Genomic DNA, 20,914 nt, shown 5'->3' with positions numbered 1-20,914 from the left:
CTCGTAAGTTCACTCATACAGCGGGAGGCAGCATGGAACCGGCGTTCTGGCATCAACGGTGGGCGGCGCAGCAGATCGGTTTTCATCAGTCCGAGGTCAATGCCTATCTGTGTCGCCACTGGACCAGCCTGGGTGTGGCAAGCGGCAGCCAGGTGCTGGTGCCGTTGTGCGGCAAGAGCCTCGACCTGCTCTGGCTGGCCGAGCAAGGGCATCGGGTGCTAGGGGTCGAGCTGTCGCGTGAGGCCGTGGCGGCGTTCTTCGAGGCCGGCAAGCTGACGCCTAGGGTTGAGAAGCGTGGCGCGTTCGAGGTGTGGCACGTCGAGCAGTTGCAAGTCTGGTGTGGCGACGCCTTCGCACTGACGGCCGCCGATCTGGCCGACTGTTCAGCGTTCTATGATCGCGCAGCGTTGATCGCCTTGCCGCCGGCCATGCGCCAGCGTTACCTCGCGCATCTGCAGCAAAGCCTGCCCCAGGCAGTGCAAGGCTTGCTGATCACCTTGGAATACGACCAGGCGCTGATCAGTGGACCGCCGTTTTGCGTGCCCGAGCACGAGGTGCGCGAGGGTCTGGCCGGTTGGCAAGTCAATATGCTGGAACAGTGCGAGATCGCCCAGGAGAGTCCGCGGTTCGTGGCGGCAGGGGTGGACACGCTGCGGGAGCGGGCGTATCGGTTGGCGCGGTGAGAGGAGCGCAGACGCGACAAGGGCGACCGAAGTCGCCCTTGTTCATCCGTTGCCCTATGGCTCAGCCGCGCTGACGCAAGGCGTCGATACGGTCTTCGAGTGGCGGGTGGCTCATCAGCAAGCCGGCCAGGCCCTGCTTGAGACCACCATTGATGCCGAACGCCTTGAGCGTATCGGGCATGTGCACGGGCATGCCTTGTTCCGAACGCAGGCGTTGCAGGGCATTGATCATCGCGCCGGTACCGGCCAGGCGCGCGCCGGCTTCGTCGGCACGGTACTCGCGACGGCGCGAGAACCACATGACGATCATGCTGGCCAGAATGCCTAGCACCAGTTCGGCGACGATGGTCGCTACGTAATAGGCGATGCCGCGGCCTTCTTCGTTCTTGAAGATCACTTTATCGACGAAGTTGCCGATGATCCGCGCGAAGAACATCACGAAGGTGTTCACTACGCCTTGCACCAGGGCCAGGGTGACCATGTCGCCGTTGGCCACGTGGCCGATCTCGTGGGCCAGCACGGCGCGCACTTCATCGGGCGAGAAACGCTCCAGCAGGCCCTGGGAAACCGCGACCAGTGCGTCGTTACGGTTCCAGCCGGTAGCGAAGGCGTTGGCTTCGTAGGCGGGGAAGATACCGACTTCCGGCATCTTGATGCCGGCCTCGCGCGACAGCTCCTCGACGGTTTGCAGCAGCCATTGTTCGTGGCGCGTGCGCGGCTGCGTGATGATCTGTGTGCCCGTGCTCATCTTCGCCATCCATTTGGAGATGAAAAGCGACACGAGCGAGCCTGCGAAACCGAACACCGCGCAGAAGACCAGCAGGCTGCCCAGGTCGAGGTCGACCCCGTTGGCGGCCATGAACCCATCGAAGCCGAACAGGCTCAGGGTAATGCTTGCAACCAGCACCACCGCGAGGTTGGTGGCTACAAACAGCAAAATGCGCATCATGGTTGTCACGTTCTCCTGACAGAGGAAAGAGTTGCGTACTGCGGGGGTATATAAGGCGGGAGGCGGCCGGATTCAACCGGGGGACTATTTCAAACTGTGTAGGAAAGGACTGACGGCGTTATCCGAATGGCTCGCCAGACATGACTCAAAGCCTTGTAAGGCTATATCCACACAAGTGTTTGCCAGCCGGACGGCCCACCAAGCGCGACTTGGAAGGTGTCGCGCCCTGCCTGTCGAGAGGCTGGTAGTGGCTTGCAGCCAGAGCTCCTGCCACACGCCCCGAACACGGTTACTGGGAATAGCCACGCAGGAAATTGCCGATCCGGCCAATGGCCTGCTCCAGATCGTCTACCCGCGGCAGCGTCACCACGCGGAAATGGTCCGGCCACGGCCAGTTGAACGCCGTGCCCTGAACGATCAGTAGTTTTTCCGACAGCAGCAGGTCAAGGGCAAAGCGTTCGTCGTTATAGATCGGGCACACCTTGGGGTCGATGCGCGGGAAAGCGTACAGCGCACCCATGGGCTTGACGCAACTGACCCCCGGAATGTCGTTGAGCAGTTCGTACGTGCGGTTGCGCTGCTCCAGCAGGCGGCCGGGCGGCAGAATCAGATCGTTGATGCTCTGATAGCCGCCCAGCGCCGTCTGAATCGCATGTTGAGCCGGCACGTTGGCACACAGGCGCATGTTGGCCAGCATGTCGATGCCTTCTATGTAGCTCTGTGCGTGGTGCTTGGGCCCGGAAATGATCAGCCAGCCGGAACGGAAGCCTGCGACCCGGTAGGACTTGGACAAGCCGTTGAAGGTCAGGCACAGGAGGTCGGGCGCCAGGGCGGCGGTGCTGATGTGCACGGCTTCGTCATAGAGGATCTTGTCGTAGATTTCATCGGAGAACACCACAAGATTGTGCTGGCGCGCCAGCTCCAACATGCCCAGCAGCAACTCGCGCGAATACACCGCACCCGTAGGGTTGTTCGGGTTGATGATCACCAAGGCCTTGGTGTTCGAAGTGATCTTGGACTTGATGTCGTCCAGATCAGGGAACCAATCGGCCTGCTCGTCGCACAAATAGTGCACGGGATTGCCGCCTGCCAGGCTGACTGCCGCAGTCCACAGTGGATAGTCGGGTGCCGGAATCAGCACTTCGTCGCCATTGTTGAGCAGCGCCTGCATGGACATGACGATCAGCTCGGACACACCGTTACCTAGGTAGATGTCCTCGATGCCGACGCCTTCGATCTGCTTTTGCTGGCAGTACTGCATCACTGCCTTGCGTGCGCTGAACAGGCCCTTGGAGTCGCTGTAGCCCTGGGCCGTAGGCAGGTTGCGAATGACGTCCTGCAGGATTTCGTCCGGCGCCTCGAAACCGAAGGGCGCTGGGTTGCCGATGTTCAGCTTGAGGATGCGGTGGCCTTCCTCTTCCAGGCGCTTGGCGTGCTTGAGCACAGGGCCGCGAATGTCGTAGCAGACATTGGCGAGCTTGTTCGATTTGCTGAACTGCATGGTGTGGTCCCGGTTGAGAAGTCGCTGCGCGCCGCCGTTGCGAAGGTTGAGAAGAGCAGGGCGCATGCCAGATTGGCTGGCAAGATAAGCCCACTAATATACGTGTCACCGGCGCCATAAATAAAGCTGGCGCAGGGTGAAATTAAGCCCGCCGAGGTAGCTATGCAGAAGATCGATAAAACCCTGGAAGAATGGCGAGCGATGCTCGATCCGGCGCAGTACCAGGTGTGCCGTTTGAAAGGCACCGAGCGCCCGTTCAGCGGCAAGTACAACGACGAGCAGCGCGCCGGCGTGTACCACTGCATCTGCTGCGACCTGGCACTGTTCGATTCGACCACCAAGTTCGATTCGGGCTGTGGCTGGCCCAGCTTCTATGCGCCGATCGACGACGCCGCAATGATCGAAATCCGCGATACCAGCCACGGCATGATCCGCACCGAGGTCACCTGCGCCCAGTGCGACGCCCACCTAGGGCATGTTTTCCCCGATGGTCCGCCACCGACCGGCCTGCGCTATTGCATCAACTCGGTGTGCCTCGACCTCAAGCCGCGCGACTGAATGGAGCCGACCATGGCCGACGCACTTTTCGACATTTCCTGCTTGACCCTGACCGGGCAACACAAGCGCTTGGGCGACTACGCAGGCAAAGCGCTGCTGGTGGTCAACACGGCCAGCCAGTGTGGCTTTACCCCCCAGTACGCGGGCCTTGAACACCTGTGGCGGCAATACCAGAACCGCGGTTTGGTGGTGCTGGGTTTTCCCTGCAACCAGTTCGGCCACCAGGAGCCGGGTGACAACTTCGCCATTTCGCAATTTTGCGAGCGCAACTTCGGCGTCAGCTTTCCGCTGTTCCGCAAGGTCGACGTCAACGGCGACCTGGCCCATCCCCTGTTCAGCGAGTTGAAGAAGCGTGCGCCTGGCTTGTTGGGCAGCGAGCGCATCAAGTGGAATTTCACCAAGTTTCTGGTCGACCCGGCCAGCGGCCAGGTCGCCCGCTACGCGCCGACCACCAAACCGCGCGCGCTGGAGCGCGACATCGATCGCCTGGTCAGCCGCTGAGCGGCAGCCAGCGCTCGATCAGTGCGTGCAACTGCTCGCGGCGAAAGGGTTTGGCCAGGTAGTCGTCCATGCCCGCAGCGCGGCAACGTTCGCGCTCTTCGGGCAGGGCGTTGGCGGTCAATGCCACCACCGGCAGCTCGCTGCCACAGGCGAGCTGGCGGATGCGTCGGGTCGCTTCGTAGCCGTCCATCACGGGCATGTTGCAATCCATGAGCACCAAGTCGAACGCTAGGGTCTCGAGACATTCGAGCGCTTCGACACCGTTGGCTGCCACCTGCACCTGGCAACCCAGCTTGACCAGCATGCCTTTGGCGACCAACTGGTTCACGGGATTGTCCTCGACCAACAGGATGCGCGCGCCTTGCGCTTCGCAAGCCGGCGTGACGCCAGCGGCCGTGGGTTGTGCCAGGCTGCCTAGCAGGGCGCGACGCAAGGTCTCGTGCAGGGTTCTGCGCGCCAGTGGGCGTCCCAGTTGGTGCAGCGGCGCCCACGCCTGGATCTGCTCCAGAGACAGGAAGCGCCCGTAGGCGCTGATCAGCAGAATCGGCGTCGGCAGCTGTCGGCGCAGCGGTTCCAAGGCCTCGGGATCGTCGGTGATCAGCAGGTCCATGGCGGTTGCATCGAGGCTCTGCGCATCGTCGTGCCGCCGATAGTCCAGCCCCCAGGCCGGTAGCTGCATCTGCAACAGTTCGCTCAGGCCGCTGCCTGCCTGGCTCAGCGCATGCACCCGACCGCACATGACTGGCCAAGTCGCGGGGCGGCCGTTGCCCAGCAGTGGCAGGTCGGCGCTGAACGTACTGCCGAAACCGACGTGCGACTGCACGCGCAATTGGCCGCGCATGGCGCTGCACAGGTTGCGCGTCAGCGCCAGGCCCAGCCCGGTACCCCCGTATTGGCGAGTGATGCCGGCGCCCGCCTGGATGAAGGGCTGGAAGATGCGTGCCTGGGCCTCTTCGGGAATGCCGATGCCGGTATCGCGGACCTGCACCCGAACCCCGCCCACGATCGGTGTCAGGCGTACGTCGACGCGGCCGAAACGCGTGAATTTGAGGGCATTGGACAGCAGGTTGCTGAGTACCTGACGCACCCGGGTCGGATCGCCCAAGACCGTCGAGGGCATCTCGGGCGCGATCAGGCAGGTCAGCTCGACACTGGCCGCAGCGTTTTGCGATAGCAGGCTAGCCGTATCTTCAGCCATGGCCGCCACGTCGAAGCCGATACGTTCGAGCTGCAGTTGGCCCGCGTCGAACTTGGACAAGTCGAGAATATCGTTGAGCAAGCCCACGAGTACCTTGCCCGAGTCGTGGGCGATCGTCAGGTGCTGACGCTGCTCGGCCTCCAGCGGGCTGTCGAGTGTCAACCCGATCATGCCCAGCAGACCATTGAGCGGTGTGCGGATCTCATGGCTCATGTTGGCCAGGAACGCCGCACGCGCCTGGGCCATGTCCAATGCGCGGCCACGGGCGTCTTCGAGCTCCAGATTGATCTGGCTGAGGCGGTCGTTGCTGGCTTTGAGCGCCTGGGTGCGGGCCGACACGGTGTCTTCGAGCTCGTTGAGGTATTGCGTCAGGCGGTTTTCCGCTGTGCGCCGCTGCTCGATTTCGGTGGCCATGCTGACGAACTGCTGGTTGGCGACCTTGACCAGCACGCCGATCTCGTCGCGTTCGTGCCCACTGGGGCAGTTCAGGCGCGTCTGCCGTCCGCTGCTCAGCGCGCCGATCACCGTCACCAGGGGCTTGGTCAGCATCAGGTAGAACAAGGCCAGCAGCAGCGCCGTCAACAGCAAGCTACGAGTGAAGCCGGTGAGCAGGGTCAGGCCCGCGCGTTCGAGGAAGCGGCTACTGAACGCGTAGGTGTCGATGTCCAGATAAAGCGTGCCCAGGTATTCGTCCGGCATGTGGGCGAGAAACAGGCGGTCCTGGAACTGGCGTTGTTCGCCGAACAGAAAGTCCGACAGCCCGCGCCAGCGGCGTTCCTCACGCGGACGTTGGCTGTCGGCCAGCACCGTGTCGTTGTTGTCGATCAGCCGAGCGCGGATGATCGCGGGCGAGCGCAGCAGCCCGCCGGTGAGCTCTTCGCCGAGATCGGCGTCGATGTTGTAGGCGATGCGCGAGGCCGTGTCGTGGCTGATTTGTAGTACGGTGTGCAGTTCGCGGTTGATGGCGGCGTCTTCGCTGGCATAATCGATGCCGATCTGCACGACGCTGAGCAGGGCTCCCAGCGCGAAGCCCACCAGCACGGTGAGGCGAGCCTGCTTGTATGACAGGCGATTGGTGAACTTGATATCCATATGCCCCGGGCCGGTATCTGCGTGTGACGCAGCGCTAGCATAGCCCAAGCGTCGTAGCGACTGTGATCCCCTGCGCGTCAGGGCGCATCAGGCCCGACCTGCGCCCACGCCGCCCCATTGCCTTTCAGGAGTCGTCATGGACGCCCGCATGAACGCTTTTCTCGACCGCGCCGAATCGGTACTGACGCGCCTCGACCCACTGTTGCCTGCCTTGCGCCCGCACATCGACTGGAACGCCACCCTTGCCGCGCGCTGGCAGCGCGACGGCCGCAGCGGCTATCTACTGCCATTGCAGGTCAGCCTGGACATGCGACTGTCCGACCTGATCGGTGTGGATAAACAGCGCGAGCAGCTGGGGCGCAACACCCAGCAGTTCATCAGCGGCTTGCCCGCCAACCATGCCTTGCTCTGGGGCTCGCGCGGCACGGGCAAGTCCTCGTTGGTGCGCGCCCTGTTGGCCGAGCATGCCGACGCTGGCCTGCGCCTGATCGAAGTCGAGCGCGACCACTTGGGCGACCTGCCGCGCATCGTCGAGCAGCTGCAGGCGTTGCCGCAGCGTTTCATCCTGTTCTGCGACGACTTGTCGTTCGAAGCCGGGGAGGGCGACTACCGGGTGCTCAAGAGCGTGCTCGATGGCTCGCTGGAACAGGCGCCGGACAACGTGCTGCTGTACGCCACCTCGAACCGCCGCCACCTGGTGCCGGAAAAAGCCAGCGACAACGAAAACTGGCAGCGTGTGGACGGCGAGCTGCACCCCAGCGAGGCGGTCGAAGACAAGATCGCCTTGTCCGACCGTTTCGGCCTGTGGCTGTCGTTCTACCCCTTCACCCAGGAGCATTACCTCGCCGTGGTCGAGCACTGGATCGGCCAATTGGCTGTTTCGGCCGGCCTTCAATGGCAGCGCGACGAGGCCCTGGACATCCTCGCCGTGCGTTGGGCCACCGGCCGCGGCAACCGCAATGGCCGCTGTGCCTATCAGTTCGCCCGCTACTGGGTCGGACTGCAATTGTTGGAGCAACACTGAATGATCGATCTCAATGCGTCGGGCAAGGGCCTGGACGGCTACGACCTGCTAGCCGCACAAGTGCAGGCGTTGTTTGCCGACGAGCGCGACTTTATCGCCAACGCCGCGCAGTTTTCCGCGTTTCTCTACCACCAGATCGAAGACCTTAATTGGGCAGGCTTCTATCTCAATCGCAATGAAGAGCTGGTGCTCGGTCCGTTCCAAGGCCAAGTAGCTTGTGTGCGGATTCCATTCGGTCGTGGCGTATGCGGGGCGGCGGCAGCGACCCGGCAGACACAGCGGGTCGAGGACGTGCATGCCTTCCCTGGGCATATCGCGTGCGACAGCGCGTCCAACAGTGAGTTGGTGATTCCGTTGGTCAAGGACGGCAGGTTGGTCGGCGTGCTGGACCTGGACAGCCCGAAGCTTGCGCGTTTCACCGAGGCGGATCAGCTCGGGCTGGAGCGGCTGGCTGCGGTATTTCTTTCCTTGAGCGACTGCTGAGGCCAAGCGTGCGGCCCGGGTGCGCAGGCAGGCCGGGCCAAGCCAGAGGGGGTGTCAGTCGTACATCGCCTTTTTCTTCCAGGTCTCTTCGTCGTCGGTCTTGAGCCCTTCGGTCAGCTGGTTCTCGCTGTCGTCGGTAGGCTCCATCTGGTCGAGCACCTGGGCATCGGCGCGGGCCAGAAGTTTTTCCAGATAGAGGCGCTGTTCTTCATACAGTTTGGGTTCGGCTTGCTTGCTCAAATATTGCACGCCGCGCTCGAAAGCCAAGCGCGCCTGGCCCGGTTGCTGCTTTTGCAGCGCGCGCTGGCCCAGGTTGTTGAAGAACTCGATGTGCAGCAGCACCAGAATATGGTGCACCTCTTTCACCCACTGCTTGCCTTCGGCGTTCTGCAAAAAGCCTTCGGCGGTGGCGCGCACCACTTGGTTGTGCAGGATCTCCAGCAAAAAACGCACGTCCTTGGCCTTGGCTTCGGTCAGAATCGGGGCGGGCGGGTTGTTCACCGGGATCGCTTCGCCTTTGCCGATCAGCGCCTCGAGCTCGGCGATGCGCGCCTGCAGCCGCGGGCTTTTGCGCTCGACCGCCAGCAGGCGCTGGTTGACGTTCAGCTCCAGGCGGGTCATGAGCAGCTTCAAGGCGGGGCTCAGCAGTTGGCTGGGAAAGGTCTCGTTGAGCGTCTCGCAGCGTTTGAGCCGCTCGGTGAGCTCCATTTTGTTACGCGCCCGTTCGACCTTGTTGTTCTCCACCACGTTGTTTAGGTAGCCGATCACGATCAACAGCGTGATCCCGGCTACGATGAGCAGGGTGATCAGAAGTGGTGTCACCGTCGTTGCCTCTATATAGGAAGGTCTACCCGCGGAGTCTAGTGGCTCTGCCGGCAGGCGAACAGTGCGATGCCACGGGAAGCGCCGTCGGATGATGGCACCAGGCCCTGAGCTTGCCGAGCCGACGTCGGAAAAGCAACGACCGTCGCGTTCGGGCAGCGTGAGGTCGAGCTTGGACGGCGCGAAGTCATTGATTTAAATAAATTTCTACAAAGGTATTGACGACACCCGGCCGCGTCCATAGAATGCGCGCCACTTGCAGCGTAAAGCACACCGCTCGACGCTGTAGGTAGTGAAGATGTAGCGTGTCCCCTTCGTCTAGTGGCCTAGGACACCGCCCTTTCACGGCGGTAACAGGGGTTCGAGTCCCCTAGGGGACGCCAATGCGGGAATAGCTCAGTTGGTAGAGCACGACCTTGCCAAGGTCGGGGTCGCGAGTTCGAGTCTCGTTTCCCGCTCCAGTTTCTCCGGCAGCGCTTAACGGCGGGGCAGGAAAAGAAAATCCAGGCTGAATCGCAAGGTTCATGCATTGGTGCACTGAGAAGTGTTGGTTGCAAAGTGTTGTGTCCCCTTCGTCTAGTGGCCTAGGACACCGCCCTTTCACGGCGGTAACAGGGGTTCGAGTCCCCTAGGGGACGCCATTGCGGGAATAGCTCAGTTGGTAGAGCACGACCTTGCCAAGGTCGGGGTCGCGAGTTCGAGTCTCGTTTCCCGCTCCAGTTCAATACTGTGGCGTCTATGCGGTGCAGTGGTAGTGAAGGTCGGCAGGCGCTTCACGCCAACGGTGGTAAAAGCTTAAAATGCGGGAATAGCTCAGTTGGTAGAGCACGACCTTGCCAAGGTCGGGGTCGCGAGTTCGAGTCTCGTTTCCCGCTCCAAATAGAAAACCACTCCTCACGGAGTGGTTTTTTTTTGCGTGTCAAAAACGGCGCCGCGAAACAGACCACAACATAACGGTAATCTGAACCCCTACGCATCCGATGGGTTCGACTGCGTGATCGTCGAGCGGCGTCGGTGTCACCGTCGTTGCGGTGCTGGGAAAGAGGGTTGCTCGATCAATTGACCAACGTCGCATTCGAGTGGGGAAACTCGATCCAGCTGTTTTGATTGTCTACGCTCAAGAACGCTCGAATCTCCACATCCGATGGCACGACGAATACCTCCAGGTCTTGGCGGGTGAGTGTCCCTACCGTCATCGTTCCGGTGGACGAGGGCACAGGCGCTGCTTCGGCGACCATCACCGGATCTTTCCTCCCATCCTTGCGTTTACCCTCAACGTAAAGCCTGACGAACTGATGGGTATTCCTGTGTTGCCACGAAGTCAGCGTGAAGGTGGCCCTGCCTGTGCCTATGTTGCCAAGACTCAAATAGCTACCCGCGATTTTATCGCACTGGGGGTTGGGTAGGTTTTTAGGTACCTCTACCGTAAGGGCGTGGGGGCTTGATCCGTAGGTGGTGCCGCGGCGTGTCACCTCATAGAACATCTTAAGTTGGCTGGCCAGCCTGGCAGAGATGTTGAATGTGGGGATCGCGTACTCCCTGGCGCCCGACGAGACCGGCACGGACGTGCTATAGGCACCGTATTCGCCTGGCTCGGCCCAGAACACGGTTACCGTGTCGTCAGGTTCGAGGGTGGCCTCAGGCTTTATCACCAGCGTTCCACCGTTCAGGGCTCTACTTGGATCAAGCGTGCTGCTGCTGCCCGAGCTGCCCGTTTCCTTGAGGTAGGGGGCAGGGAAGCTCGGTGCTATGGGTGTGGCATTGACCAACAATGGGGTGGGCAGTGCGCGTTGCACTGCCGTACCTGTGCGGTCTTGAACGGTGTAACGGGCGTAGCGTATTCCGTCGCCCGATGCACGAATGAAATTGCCTGGAAATGTGAGCGTGAGCGGATGTTGTATATCGGCAAGCTCCAGCGTCCAAATGTCGACGCGCTCCGGGCCGCCGACTGTGGTGCTCCAATACCACGTTAGAACGTCGCCCGGTTCGATACCGGAGTAGGCCGGAACCTCGGCTTGCAACTGGTCACCGTGCGCTTGAAGGTACGCATCCGTCACGCCGCCTGTCGTGATCTCGCCCGCAAACCTCAACCCGCTGTCTTCCGGCAGTTGCGGTGGGGTTCGGTCGATACTCAGGGACAGAACGCTGGAGTCGGCCGAGTTGCCGTTGTAGAACGTCACGCTGTAGCGCAGGGTATGGGTTCCTTCGACCGACAAGCAAGACTCGGGTACCAACATGAACAGGTCCGTCTCGGCGATTGGCGCAGTCCAGCTTTTGCTGTCGATCTGGTCATCGTCCCAGAACAGCGTCAAGGTTTCAGGGTCCTCCGGCGCCGGTTGCGACTCAGGCCATAGCTCGAAATCGACTTGTAGCGGCACGAGGGTGGCACTGTAAGGCAGCAAATTGGTTGCCCCACCCTCGATGTCAGGCAGCAGCGCCTTGATCCGGGGTGGGGGCAGGCGGACGGTCGTTGTGTGCTTGCGGTGGCGGGACAAAAATGAGCGTAAGAACGTCATTAGCGACATTGTTTCCATCTCCTGTAGAGCGGACACAGGGGTCGGTGTCCTGCGACACCGCTTGGGGCAGCAGGTCTGGCTCACCTACCAGTTGTAGCGGACCCCAAAACTCGCACCCCAGGGTTGCTCCAAACGTTCGCCATTGGCGTAATCGAATTCCGCATGCGCTTGCCACTGCTGGGCCCAGGCCACCGCGACACCTGCACCCAGCTCGCCGCGCGAGCCTGCTAGGTCATTGTCGAAGCGATGCTCGTTGATCCGCACACGGTTGTTGTCGACGAATTCATGCGCGGCAGCAACCCGCACGTAGGGCTGCACCATGCGGCCTTGACCCCAATCGAATGTTCGCCCGGCCGTCGTGCCCAGCTTGCCTTGCAGAGAGCGGGTGACATCGCCACTGGCACTGAGTCCGTTGTCCAGACGATAGGACTGACCTTCGATCGCCATGCCCGCCAGTTGCGCGTAAGGTTCGACGAAGTAGCCGTCGCCAAGCTTCAGATGGCGGCCAAGTTCCAGTGAAACCCCCGCGCCATTGTTGCTGTAGTCGCCTTTGGTTCGGGTGCCGTCACTGAGGTGCACGTCGGCTCGGTTGCGATAGCGGTTGAGCTTGACCACGCCATCGAGGTAGTAGCCGTCGTCGGGGTCGAGCCAGGTGGCATATGCACCGACATGGTAGCTGTCCACCTGGCCCGAACTCCCGCCTTGCAGGTTCAGATCGGAGTTGCTGTAGCCTGCGGTAACGCCCGCCAACCAGTTGCCGTCACCGACGGGCAAACGGCCATCGGCGCCGAACGACACGCCTTGTTGCTGTTGCTGATAGCCGAAGTTCGAGGTGGTGGCATTGAACTGATTGCCATAGCTGCGCATCCAGCCACCGGCGGCACCGCCGTTGCGACGCACCTCACCCATGCGGCTGCGCAACGTGGTGAGTTCGCCATACCATACGGTCGGTGCGGTATTGAAGAGCGCCAGGGCAGTTTGCGAACCGGTGCTCAGCGTGCGCATCTTGGCGTCCAGATACCAGTCGTTGCCTTGTTGCACGAGACCATAGGCGAAAGCGCCGAGGTCCACCGGCCCGCCCTCCAGCGAGAAGCTGGCATCGCCTCCGGTGGTGCGTACCAGTTGCAGTTGGGTATCGTCCACGGTGTCTTTGCCCGTACTGGCCACCCGGATCTGGTGGTCGCCAGTGGCGCTACCGGTCACGTCCAGCAAGTCGCTCTGGCCGTCGGCGAAGTCGGTGTTCATCACGAAGGTGCCGTTGCCCGACAGGTTGCCTACCTGCAGGGTGCGGAACTCGCCAGGCTCTCCGAACGCTACTGAGCCGCCTGCCATCGCCAGGTCGTTGACTTGGGCATTGTCCACGAGGGTCCACTGGCTGCCACTGTTCAAGGCAAGCCGGTCGAGGTTTTCCAGGCGGCCCTTGAGGGTGGCTTGGTTTTCCAAAGTGAGCGTCGCATTGCCGCCGTCCGCCACTATGATGTCGCCCAGCAGGTGACTGTCGCTCACCGTGATGGTGGCGGTGCCCACCGCGCCCACCTCGATCAAGGTTCCGTTTCCGCCTTTGAGGGTCGAGCCGTTGCGTACGTCAATGTCGGCAGAGGTAGCCGCCGTACCCGACGTGCCCACCGCGATGGCCGAACCGGTGAGGCTTTCGACATGGCTGGCGTCGAGTGACAGACTGCCGGTCTGGGTCGACAAGCCACTGCCTCCACGAAAGCGCACGCCATTGAGCCCTCCGACGATGCGACTGCCGGCAGTGGCGTTGATCACACCATCTAACAGGTCCGCACCCACACCGTTGGCGTTGCTGCCAATCAACTGGCTGGATGCGAGGTCGAGTTGGCTGCTGTTGATCGATGCGCCGGCGATGCCGCCGGTGATGGTGCTGTTGCTGGCCGCAACGCGTGAAGGACTGAGGTTCGGGCTGCTCAGGTCAACGCCGATGATCAAGGCGCGCTGCACAGCGGTCACTGCACTGCCCGTGATCGTAGCCTCGCCGCTGTTGAGGCGCACGCCAGCTGCATTGCCTGTAGCATTGGTCTGGCTGCCCTGCAGTACCAACGCCGAACCCGTATTCACCGTGATGTCGCGGGTAGTGGCGCCGTTGGCGGTCAGGGTGGCGGAGTTGGTGATGAAGTAGTTGTCGGTTGCCGTCGTGCCGTCGATGGTTTGGTCGCTGATGACAGTTTGCGCCACGGCTGTTTGGCCGAGCATCAGTACGGGTGCCAGGGAAACCACACGCAGAGCGCGGTGCAGCGGTGAGGGATTTGAGGCGTCCATAGCGTTACCTTTGAAGATCCGAAAAAATCGCTCGGCCTCTTTTACGGGTGAAGGCCTTGCCAGTCAGCGCGGAAGCCTAGTGAGATTACAGGTAATCCGGTGTAGGAAAATTCCGGTGACTGGCGCGTTTCATCTGATTCGGCAGAGTTCGCGGCGGCCCATTTCAAGGAACCGGGCAGGTGGACCCCCCCACACCAAGGCCTACCCACGCCTCGACGTCTTCCGATCTGATCGTTTCTCCTTTGTACTCAAGCGCGTAATGCACGCGGCCCCGACCGTCCGGCCCCAGATTGTTGTAGTTGTAGATGGGCAGAATGTGAGTTTGGTAAGGCTTGATATCCCAAGTGAAGCCGTTTTCCGCCTGGGCCTGGGTGATGGTGATCTCTTCGGTCTTTTTCGCAGCCGGTATTTCGGTGTCGCCATCGCGTTTGGCCAGCGCCGTCCAGACCATCGTCACTTTGCCACCTTGAGGCAAGTACTTGGTCAGCGGTTTGACGGCAACCCGAAACGCCGGATCGCCCGTAGGATTGCTCGGGTCTTCCCACAACGATGAGCAGTTCAACCAACGGCCCTGCATACGCTCGAACTGGGCCGCCTCAGGCACCTCGGTAACGGCATCCGCAGCCACCAGCGCGGTGACGGAGCGCTGTTCGTTGCCTGCGTCTTCGGCTTTGCGAATGGTGTAGTGCACCGGCAGTTGGGCTTGGTTGCCCGCCGCGAGGATGTACGACCAAGGAATTTCCACCTTGATGGGTGAAGTGTCCGTGGTGTCGACTATATAGGTGGCTTCCTTGACCAAGGTGCCGGCCCAGTAGAAGTTCACAACCTCACCATCCTTGGCTGGCGTATAGAGGGTGAACAGAAGGTCTGCAGCTTGACCGGCATCGACCCGCTTGAGTTCGTTGTCGATATCCGAGGTCTTGCCTTTGACGATGGGCGCCACCAAGGCAGCGTTGATCGGGTCGGGCCAAGTCGGATCAGGATCGGGGCGGGGTGGGCCAACGACCGAAAAATCGACGTTGACGTCGATGCTTTCAGGCCCATAGGGAACGCCATGGCGCAACACCCGGTAGCTGACAGTTGTCACTACTTCATCATCAGCCGCACCGTAAGCCTGGCGCAGATGCTCGGAGGGTACCCCGATGACCAGCGGAAACGGCCGCGAACCGATTTGCTCGGTGAAAGGCGGTGCCGTGCCCCACGTGACTTCGACATCATCGGTCTGACGATGACTGGCGAACGCCGGGATCTCGACATTGACGCTGGCTTGCGCATCCTCCAGATCGATCAGGCCGTCGGCGGCCAAAGGCACGACGGGTTCTTTGAGCCCGCTTGGCAGGGCACCGAGATTGACGAAGACTTCGGCCACCTCTGAAATGCGGCTGCGGTTGGTGGCTTTGTCGAGCAACAGGTAAACGATATAGAAGTGGCCGTCACCGCGCGCTTCGACTTCCGCTTTGGGGATCAGCACGGTGCGGTCGTTGGGCACTTTGCCGGTTGCTACGGGATCCGGATAGGGTGCCACAGGTACGGTCGCGGAGTAATAGAGTGCATAGCTGTCGCTTGCGGCCCGCCCTGGATACTCGGGAAGCGTCAGTGGAATGCCGTTGGGATTGGCAACGAAATAGGCATCGGTGACCGGGCCGCTGGGCAAAGAGACCGGTTGCGGTTCGACCTCGCCCCAGGGTGGGGTGCTGTCGCAGATCAGAGGGATGGGGTTGGAGATGTCGCTATTGAAATTATGGAACAGGATGGAGTAACGCAACTGCAACGTACCGTCTCGCACCAATTCGTCCGTGGGTACCGTGATGGTCGCTGGAAAGTCGCTCGTCGCATCGTACTGGTGAGTTGTGCCAACGGGCCTGAACGGCCCTACGGCCCCCGCGCCATCGACGTTCGCCAGCTCCAACTGCAAGGTGTCGTATTCATCGTAGCCAGGCTCCGGCAGATTGGGCCAGCCGGCGATGACGACTTCCAAGTCTGCGCCCAGTACGTCTTTGTTCAAGGTGCCATCGCTGGGGTCGATGACACCGGGTACGCCGGGGTCAGGCAGGACGGTCAGCTGCGTGGCCTGCGTTTGAACGCGTTTTTTTTGATAGTCGACGCGAACGGCTGCGGCACGTTCGCGGGAGAAGGTTTTGCTCATCTGGCGCGCTCCGACTGGGTAAGGGATGTGTCCGATGCAAGAGCAAGGCGGGAAGGCCAATGCTTCCCAGAACTTGAGAGGATGCTAGCGTTAGGGGGCGGTGGCTGAAACTGGTAAAAATGCTAGGTGGGCATGAGGGGACAGGACAAAACCCGCTTTCGAAAGCGGGTTTTGTTAGGGGCGTTCTATCAAATGCTCGGACGAGCAGTATGGAAGCGATTCACAACCAAACCTTCGTTTGTCACAACCTGTTGGTCAAATCTTTTTCTGCGGAAGAATCGGCCTAGTTTAATCAAGGTTTTGCCTTGCTCGCCTGGCGCAGCAACGGTCGACTGCACAGTTTCAGGCAGCCCTGCCTGACCGACACTTGCCGCCACAGAACTGCGAGCGCCACGCTCGAAGAACTTCGTCATCACAGCCTTGCCCACAGACCTGATGCCCGTCGCCGCCCCCAGGCCGATACTGGCAAGCCCCAGATACCCGGCCCAATTTCCTGCCGTCTCGTCGTTGTTGACGGTCGCTACTGCCTGCGCCCCTGTGCCGGCCACTGCCAGCGCGGCAGTGGCTGTACTCAGGATGGCCGAAACCACGGTGGTGCCGGCGAATTTGGCGAGGATTCCGGTAAAGGTCCCGACTTGGGCACCGGCTGCCACTGCGCTACCGGCGCTGGCCACCGCCGCTGCCGCGCCCGCGCCGAACGCGCCCACCGCCGCCAACGAGGCGCCTGCGGTAAACACCGCAGCGATCGTGGCGACGACCGCTACGGCCAGCCAGATCCATTTCGTCGAATCGCCGCCGCCGCCGCTGCGCCCCAGCCAGTTCGGATCGTCTTCGTCCGGGCGCCTCGGTCTGCCCGTCGCGCCTGTGGCGCTATGGCCGGTGGGGTCGCGCAAGGTGACCGGATTGCCCAGGCAATAGGCGTAAGGGTTCAAGCCCCCGGTATCGAATGGGCTTTCCGAGTCCGGACTGTTGAAGCGCATCAATGCCGGGTTGTAGGCGCGGTAGCCATTGCCCAGCAGATACCAGCCACTGCCTGAGTCCAGCGCCTCGCCATTGAAGCCTAGCGCGCTTTCCAGTTGTGAAGCGGCATGGCTTTGTCCATGGGCCAGGTAGGTGGCAGTGCGCACCGAGCCGGCCTTGCACTCGGCCATGACACTGTGACTGGCGCTGGTCTGTAGCAACAGAGTGGCAGCAGGGTCGTCGCTTTGCACGGCCAGCGGTAGGTCGTCATGCCGGCAGTATCGGGTGGCGGTGGCGCCGCGCATCGCCAAGCTGAGTCGATCGCCTTCGAACCACAGCAGGGCCTCCTCATTACCATCGGTGACGCTGGCCATTAGCCTGCCCAGCCCGTCGTAGCGGTAACGCCCACTCTGCCCGACTTCCATCAGGCGATTCTGGCTGTCGTAACGCAGTTCGCGGCCTTGCTCGTCGATCTTCAGGTTACCGTTGGCGTCATACGAAAAGGTCAGCGCCAGGGACGTCTGACCCGCTTGGTAAAGCGTCAGCCCCGCCAATTGGCAACGATCGTCCTGATCATAGGTATATTGGATCCTTGCACTGGTGCCGTCGGCGAACGTGGTCAAGCCCGTGGAGATATTATCGAGGGCATCGAAGCGAAACACTTGCTTGGTCACCGGACGTCCTTCATCGTCTTGGGGCAAGAGCAGACCGCTGTAGTCGACGGTGTTCAGACGGCCTTTGGCATCGTAAAAGAACTGTTCTCGGTGGAGAACGCTTTGACCCTCCTGCAGCTCGCGCGCCTCCAGCAGACCATCCTTGCCCCACGTTTGCAGAAGCACCCTGGGCAGTTGCCCATCGAGTCGTTGTGTGCGGCGGCACTCGCGTCCGTGTTCGTCGTATTCGAGGTCAGTGGTCAGCGTGTTGTCATGGGCCTGGTCACGGCAGACGGTTTTGTACAAACGACCCAGAGAGTCGTATTCGAACGCTGCGTCCACGTTGCCTTGTGCGATGCTCTTCGCACGGCCGCGCTCGTCGTAACTATGTGTCGTTGCGACTGCGCCCGCATCCGTCCGGGTCGCGAGCCGACCTTGCAGCGAGTTGGAGTACGAAGTGGTCAGCTTGTCGTGGCCAGGCGTTACCCAGTGCTCATGGGTCAAGTGATTGTTCAGGTCATACTCGTATTCGCGCTGCCCCTGGTCGTTGCCGGCTTTCATCAGAAGCGAGGTGATCGGGTGATAGTCGAACACGGCCTGCTCGTCGACGGCGCTGCTGGAGGTCGGGAAAGGAGACAGCTCAAGTTTGTAGGTGTAGTCGATGGTTTCCTGCGCGGCGGTCGTCATGGATACGGGGGCGGATTGCCCAGGCTCATGCAGAAACCGTTCGAACCGTTTGCCGACACTGCGCGAGACCAGCCGATCCAGGCCATCGAACATCTGTGTCCCGACCTCGTAAAGTGGTTGTGACTCCATGTTGCTGATCACCACGATACTGACTGGCAGCTCGGCATCCGAATGCGCGGCGTAACGTCGCTCGACACGCGTCTCATCGGGCAGCAGATTGGCCGTCATCCGTGCGAAGGCATCGTATTCGAACCCGGTCGTGAAGCCGCGTTCGTCGGTCTTGCCGATGCAACGGCCCAGGCCATCGTAGGCCAGTTTCTGTTCGGCGACCGGTGCGTCTGCAAGGTCCAGTCGCTCGATCCGCAGCGGCTTTTCGAAGACATTGATGGTGGTTCTGACCTTTTCGCTTTTGAGCGTCTGCTTGGAGGCTTGAAGCCAGCGGGTCTTGAACACGTTGTTGTGTTCATCCGTTTGCGTCGGGTCGAAGCTCACGTGCTCTTGCACGCCGTCGGCACGCAAGGTGACGCTGCGCTCCCCCCAGGTGTCGTAGCGGTATTCGGTCGTCTGAAGTTGTTCCGGACCTGGGAAGGGCTGTCCATCCAGCCAGTCGTGCTGACTGATCGCAAGCTCCCGGCCCCAAGCGTCGTACTGGTTGGTGAGGATGGGCAAGTGCCGTTTGGGTTGTGCCGGGTCGAGGTGGTCCCGGGTTTGCTGCAGCGTCCTACCCAGCCCGTCGAAGTGCCGCGCGGTCACCACCCCCATGCTGTCCGTCGAACGCTGTTGCGCCTGCTCCTGCTCTGTGGCGCACAGGTGATAGTCCTCGCTGCGCATGGCTTCGCTAGCGCTGCCAGGTGCCACGACTTGGCGAATGACGCGCCTCAGGTCGTCGTATCGAGTGAACCGAGCCACGTTGTCTTCATCCAGATCCAACAGCATCTCGCCGGTCGACAAGGAGAAGCCCTGGGCCGTGGTCTTCTGTGTAGCGTCGTAGCCCGTGGTGGTCTGCTGAGTGCGCAACACACGCGCCTGCTCGAACCATTGGGGAGCGGCTTTTCCGCTGCGACCATCCTGCGCAACCAAGCCCCGCAACATGTCCCAATCGATGGTTTCGAAGGCATACGCATACTCGATACGCGTATCCAGGGTAGCGTTTGCATCTCTCTGCAGAGCCTTGCCACATGGGTAGGCCGAAGTGCGAACGCGCAAGCGGCCATGCACCATCGGTGCGTCCGACGTCGGGGTCTCCTGCTCTTGGGCGTTATAGCTGTAGTGAACCGTATACAGCTCGTGCTCGTCGGCGAGCGTTTCACTTTGCAAGGCCGTCCAATGTTGTTGGCCGCTGCCGGCAACGCTGTCGGCAAGCACGCCAAGGCGCTCGTATCGATAGGTGGTGGTCAACGTGGGTGCGTTGCCCGAATGACCGGCTGCGGGGGTGACGATCTTCTGCTTCAGGTGCTTGACGAAACCTTCCGGTTCACCGGGATAGCCATCCTGCGCAGCTGTATACCAAGTGGAGGTTTCCACCACGCCATTGGCCGCTTGGTAAGTCAGCAGGTTGCCATGGTCGTCGTAGGTACTGGCAACCCGGTCCGAGCGCACCCGCGTCGCGTCGTTCTTCAAGCGCCAGCGCGTTTGGACGGCATGGGGCAACTGACAGTTCTTCGGCTGTTCGCTGAACAGCCCGGCGCGTAAGTTGTAGGTCGTGATCTTCTCGAGGATGTTGTTACCAATGACCGTTTTGCCATCGTCGCTGAGCAAGCTGCCGTGGTAGGTCGCTTCGCGAGTGACCAGGTGGAACTTGTTGAACGTGCGCTCGATGCTACGTACCGGTTTGCCGTCGACCCACAGGGTTTCGGTAGTGCCGTAGTCGTAGTCCATGACCTTGCGGAACAGGTTGTCCAAACCATCGTCCTGCCACTGCAACGCTGCGTTGCCGCCGAGGAAGTTGTGCTGGTCTTTCGAGTAGGTGTAGCGCGTGTCGATCGAAGGCTGGCCATGGCCGGGGTGGATGAGGTGCTGAGTCACCCGCGGCAGGGGATCGAGGCCGGAGCCGATGGGGAACAGATGCCCCTCGTCCTGATAGAACACTTCCTCGAACCCGCCAGTGGGAGTGTGCACTTGGCTGATGCAGTCCATGTTGCGCAATCTGCTGTACTTGAACCGCCAGCTGGCTTTGTTTTCGGTGGGCAGTTCGATACGTCCGACCTTACGGTCTGCATCCACCAACGCCATGGTGTAGGAAGCACTGCCCGTGTCGGTCTGGAAGGTCAGTGTGACCAATGCGCTTTCCCGGGCAATCTGCAAAAGCGTCTCGCCCCGCATGTCGGTGACCTTGCTCAGGTAGGCCAATCCATTGTTGAAGTTGGCGTATTCGAGCTTGATCCATTGGCCTTGTTCGTTGAACACTTGTACCGGCAGCGCCCGACGATTACTGCTACTGCCCTGGGACTCGAGAATCTCGACCCGGCCCGAGCGGTGCACCAGGCGCCAGCGGCTGTCGGATTCTTCATAAAGATGGAAGCTGTCGATTTTCTTTTCTTGCATCGTCAGTTGCTGGGTCGCGCCGAAGCGCCCAGTCACCTTGTAGGTCTCGCCGCTGGCCAGGGAAACGATTCGGCGCTGGGGGTCCGGGTCGAATTGCGACAGTTGCAGGTTCCAGCCTTTACCGTAGCCGCTGTCCTGGAGATTGAGCGGGCTGTAGCGCAGCGCCAGCTCGAAATCGGGACCGAGCAGGTCGTTACCCCTCAGCGCGGGCAACGCAACGGACAGGGTATAAAGCCCAGTACGGGAGTCCGGGCCATTTTGCAGGTGGCTCAGAAAATTCAGCGCGTTCGAGCTTATCTCAGATGTAACCGTCATGA

At 61.3% G+C, this 20,914-nt stretch carries 13 protein-coding genes and 5 tRNA genes; 10 read left to right on the top strand and 8 right to left on the bottom strand.

Annotation, left to right across the window (positions count from 1 at the left end):
* Positions 1-32: 32 nt before the first annotated feature.
* The gene (locus ACSMEV_RS17475) at positions 33-683 is read left to right on the top strand and encodes a thiopurine S-methyltransferase (RefSeq protein ID WP_459206261.1); all 651 of its coding nucleotides are present in this window, start codon (positions 33-35) and stop codon (positions 681-683) included.
* Between the two features lie 61 nt (positions 684-744).
* On the opposite strand, the gene htpX is transcribed toward ACSMEV_RS17475, so the two are convergent.
* Together htpX and ACSMEV_RS17465 are read right to left on the bottom strand one after the other, a co-directional pair.
* A complete protein-coding gene (gene htpX, locus ACSMEV_RS17470; RefSeq protein ID WP_296268797.1) occupies positions 745-1,632 on the bottom strand; it encodes a protease HtpX in 888 nt (295 codons plus the stop codon).
* A 289-nt stretch (positions 1,633-1,921) separates the two neighbouring features.
* On the bottom strand, positions 1,922-3,133 hold the full coding sequence (locus ACSMEV_RS17465; protein WP_459206260.1) for a pyridoxal phosphate-dependent aminotransferase: 1,212 nt from the start codon (positions 3,131-3,133) through the stop codon (positions 1,922-1,924).
* A gap of 162 nt (positions 3,134-3,295) precedes the next feature.
* Between ACSMEV_RS17465 and msrB the strand changes: the two genes are divergently transcribed.
* A complete protein-coding gene (msrB, locus tag ACSMEV_RS17460) occupies positions 3,296-3,691 on the top strand; it encodes a peptide-methionine (R)-S-oxide reductase MsrB (protein ID WP_459206259.1) in 396 nt (131 codons plus the stop codon).
* Positions 3,692-3,703: 12 nt separating this feature from the next.
* Complete coding sequence (locus tag ACSMEV_RS17455; protein ID WP_459206258.1) at positions 3,704-4,192, top strand: glutathione peroxidase; 489 nt, start codon at positions 3,704-3,706, stop codon at positions 4,190-4,192.
* On the opposite strand, the gene ACSMEV_RS17450 is transcribed toward ACSMEV_RS17455, so the two are convergent.
* Complete coding sequence (locus ACSMEV_RS17450; protein WP_459206257.1) at positions 4,182-6,482, bottom strand: hybrid sensor histidine kinase/response regulator; 2,301 nt, start codon at positions 6,480-6,482, stop codon at positions 4,182-4,184. The genes ACSMEV_RS17455 and ACSMEV_RS17450 overlap by 11 nt on opposite strands.
* A 136-nt stretch (positions 6,483-6,618) precedes the next feature.
* Here ACSMEV_RS17450 and ACSMEV_RS17445 point away from each other — a divergent pair, with 136 nt between their 5' ends.
* Together ACSMEV_RS17445 and ACSMEV_RS17440 are read left to right on the top strand one after the other, a co-directional pair.
* Entirely contained in the window at positions 6,619-7,506 is an 888-nt protein-coding gene (locus ACSMEV_RS17445; RefSeq protein WP_459206256.1) for an ATP-binding protein, read from the top strand.
* Positions 7,507-7,989 (top strand): GAF domain-containing protein, encoded by a 483-nt coding sequence (locus tag ACSMEV_RS17440; RefSeq protein WP_459206255.1) that lies wholly within the window; start codon positions 7,507-7,509, stop codon positions 7,987-7,989.
* Between the two features lie 54 nt (positions 7,990-8,043).
* Here the strand turns inward: ACSMEV_RS17440 and ACSMEV_RS17435 are convergent, their stop codons facing one another.
* A complete protein-coding gene (locus ACSMEV_RS17435; RefSeq protein ID WP_296268790.1) occupies positions 8,044-8,811 on the bottom strand; it encodes a hypothetical protein in 768 nt (255 codons plus the stop codon).
* Positions 8,812-9,118: 307 nt separating this feature from the next.
* Here ACSMEV_RS17435 and ACSMEV_RS17430 point away from each other — a divergent pair.
* From ACSMEV_RS17430 to ACSMEV_RS17410, 5 genes are all read left to right on the top strand, one after another.
* Positions 9,119-9,194: transfer RNA gene (locus tag ACSMEV_RS17430), tRNA-Glu, on the top strand.
* A 2-nt stretch (positions 9,195-9,196) separates the two neighbouring features.
* Positions 9,197-9,272 (top strand) — tRNA-Gly (locus ACSMEV_RS17425).
* 104 nt (positions 9,273-9,376) lie between these two features.
* A tRNA-Glu gene (locus tag ACSMEV_RS17420) sits at positions 9,377-9,452 on the top strand.
* A 2-nt stretch (positions 9,453-9,454) separates the two neighbouring features.
* Positions 9,455-9,530, top strand: a tRNA-Gly gene (locus ACSMEV_RS17415).
* Positions 9,531-9,613: 83 nt separating this feature from the next.
* Positions 9,614-9,689 (top strand) — tRNA-Gly (locus ACSMEV_RS17410).
* 177 nt (positions 9,690-9,866) lie between these two features.
* Here ACSMEV_RS17410 and ACSMEV_RS17405 read toward each other — a convergent pair.
* The 4 genes from ACSMEV_RS17405 to ACSMEV_RS17390 form a co-directional block, all read right to left on the bottom strand.
* The gene (locus tag ACSMEV_RS17405) at positions 9,867-11,336 is read right to left on the bottom strand and encodes a hypothetical protein (RefSeq protein WP_459206254.1); all 1,470 of its coding nucleotides are present in this window, start codon (positions 11,334-11,336) and stop codon (positions 9,867-9,869) included.
* A gap of 75 nt (positions 11,337-11,411) precedes the next feature.
* Positions 11,412-13,607 (bottom strand): autotransporter outer membrane beta-barrel domain-containing protein, encoded by a 2,196-nt coding sequence (locus tag ACSMEV_RS17400; RefSeq protein WP_459206253.1) that lies wholly within the window; start codon positions 13,605-13,607, stop codon positions 11,412-11,414.
* A 163-nt stretch (positions 13,608-13,770) separates the two neighbouring features.
* Positions 13,771-15,753, bottom strand: a complete 1,983-nt coding sequence (locus tag ACSMEV_RS17395; protein ID WP_459206252.1) for a hypothetical protein — start codon at positions 15,751-15,753, stop codon at positions 13,771-13,773.
* Between the two features lie 188 nt (positions 15,754-15,941).
* Positions 15,942-20,912, bottom strand: coding sequence for an RHS repeat domain-containing protein (locus ACSMEV_RS17390; protein ID WP_459206251.1), 4,971 nt, complete (start codon positions 20,910-20,912; stop codon positions 15,942-15,944).
* Positions 20,913-20,914 lie beyond the last annotated feature (2 nt).

The organism is Pseudomonas sp. MLB6B, from assembly GCF_054508135.1.
This window is presented reverse-complemented; position numbering and strand designations above follow the sequence as displayed.

Bases quoted from the DNA above. Each gene is read 5' to 3' on its own strand.
- ACSMEV_RS17475 (WP_459206261.1), top strand. From the start codon at position 33: ATGGAACCGGCGTTCTGGCATCAACGGTGGGCGGCGCAGCAGATCGGT.
- ACSMEV_RS17395 (WP_459206252.1), bottom strand. From the start codon at position 15,753: ATGAGCAAAACCTTCTCCCGCGAACGTGCCGCAGCCGTTCGCGTCGAC.
- ACSMEV_RS17445 (WP_459206256.1), top strand. From the start codon at position 6,619: ATGGACGCCCGCATGAACGCTTTTCTCGACCGCGCCGAATCGGTACTG.
- msrB (WP_459206259.1), top strand. From the start codon at position 3,296: ATGCAGAAGATCGATAAAACCCTGGAAGAATGGCGAGCGATGCTCGAT.
- ACSMEV_RS17400 (WP_459206253.1), bottom strand. From the start codon at position 13,607: ATGGACGCCTCAAATCCCTCACCGCTGCACCGCGCTCTGCGTGTGGTT.
- ACSMEV_RS17405 (WP_459206254.1), bottom strand. From the start codon at position 11,336: ATGTCGCTAATGACGTTCTTACGCTCATTTTTGTCCCGCCACCGCAAG.
- ACSMEV_RS17440 (WP_459206255.1), top strand. From the start codon at position 7,507: ATGATCGATCTCAATGCGTCGGGCAAGGGCCTGGACGGCTACGACCTG.
- htpX (WP_296268797.1), bottom strand. From the start codon at position 1,632: ATGATGCGCATTTTGCTGTTTGTAGCCACCAACCTCGCGGTGGTGCTG.
- ACSMEV_RS17455 (WP_459206258.1), top strand. From the start codon at position 3,704: ATGGCCGACGCACTTTTCGACATTTCCTGCTTGACCCTGACCGGGCAA.
- ACSMEV_RS17465 (WP_459206260.1), bottom strand. From the start codon at position 3,133: ATGCAGTTCAGCAAATCGAACAAGCTCGCCAATGTCTGCTACGACATT.
- ACSMEV_RS17450 (WP_459206257.1), bottom strand. From the start codon at position 6,482: ATGGATATCAAGTTCACCAATCGCCTGTCATACAAGCAGGCTCGCCTC.
- ACSMEV_RS17390 (WP_459206251.1), bottom strand. From the start codon at position 20,912: ATGACGGTTACATCTGAGATAAGCTCGAACGCGCTGAATTTTCTGAGC.